The 352-nt window shown below is 66.2% G+C and carries 1 protein-coding gene; it reads left to right on the top strand.

Going from position 1 to position 352, the window contains the following annotated elements; genetic code table 11:
- Positions 1-104: 104 nt before the first annotated feature.
- Positions 105-352 (top strand): hypothetical protein (locus IO39_RS43515; protein ID WP_043637789.1); only part of this gene is annotated, 248 nt, incomplete at its 3' end.

Genomic DNA, 352 nt, shown 5'->3' with positions numbered 1-352 from the left:
AAGTCCGGTTTGTGCTCCTTTCGTGGGGTTATATCGCTTGTACGGATGATGTGCTGGTTTGTCATCCGTGACGGGGCAATCGAATCCTTTAGGGGGAACACGCAATGCCCAAGCTCAAAAGTGTTGTCGCAGGGCTCGCCATCAGCACCGCGCTGACCGGCGGTGTGGTGAGCGCGGGGGCGGTCACGTCGGCCGCGAGCGCGGCCACGCAGGTCAGCGCCGGCACGTCGGTGCTGGCCGGGCACGGCTGCTACCGGCACCGCTGCGGCGGCTGGGGATGGGGCTGGAACCGGTGGAAGAGGTGGGGTCACCGCCACCACGGCCACCACCGCGTCCGCATCGTCATCGTCAA

The organism is Nonomuraea candida (genome assembly GCF_000725485.1).
GTDB lineage: Bacteria > Actinomycetota > Actinomycetes > Streptosporangiales > Streptosporangiaceae > Nonomuraea > Nonomuraea candida.
The sequence above is the reverse complement of the archived record's forward strand: the minus strand, read 5'-3'. Positions and strand labels throughout refer to the sequence as shown.